We start from the raw sequence: 817 nt of genomic DNA on the forward strand, positions 1-817 counted from the left end.
ACAGTTGCTCCCCGGGGAGCGATGCACTATTGCCCCCGTCGCCTTGCCGATGGCTGATGCCGCGGTCCGGTTGGGCCGCTCACATCACCGCAAGACTTGACGCACAGACCCCGGGCGTCAGGACCACACGCTTTTGCCGTCCGCGGACGTCCCTCCCACCCATTCGGAAGCTCGCGCGTGCTCGCCCCCGAACTCGAAAGGAAACGCTGTGACCGCGCCGTGTCGATCCCGCGGATCGCGATGGCTCACAGGCTTAGCCCGCCCTGCCACCTCGTCACGCGCCGGCGCTGCCGCGTCCATCGCATCCCGGCCGACGTATCGTGACGATCGCGAAACGCCCCTTTGACGGGCCGGGATGTTTTGCGATTTACCCGAAAATACGAATTCGGTCAATCAGAATTTTTCCGCTCTGCCCCTTGACTTACATGTGGCGTGATTTGCCCGCCCGGCAAAGCGAGTAATTATGCGAAGGCGTTGGAGCGCGTCCGCCTTGGCAGATGGAAGAAGGATGAACGCATCGTCACAACCGCCTTCGCATCGGCCGGAAGGCTGCCGGCCGCCGGTCGTCGACCAGCAAGGAATCCCGGCATAGCGATGGCAAGGACGCTGGCGTTGGGAAAGCAACCATCATGACGTACCTTCCTTGTATTGGCCTAGACGAACATCAGCGTGACAGAGGAAAAAACGCCAAGTCCCAGCAGGCGGATCTTTGGGGCTTAGGCGCAAAGCGATCTGAATCGGAGAAAACGCTTCGGCCGCGCGTCCCGCCGTAACAAGTACGATCCCCTTGGATGCATACGCGACGGGCGAATTAGGA

1 pseudogene is annotated in these 817 nt (G+C 61.4%); it reads right to left on the minus strand.

Annotated elements, in window-relative coordinates:
- Nucleotides 1–627 precede the first annotated feature (627 nt).
- Nucleotides 628–817 (minus strand): annotated as a pseudogene (locus IVA78_RS22925) (adenylate cyclase); the annotation flags it as partial.

Source organism: Bradyrhizobium sp. 137 (assembly GCF_023074095.1).
GTDB lineage: Bacteria > Pseudomonadota > Alphaproteobacteria > Rhizobiales > Xanthobacteraceae > Bradyrhizobium.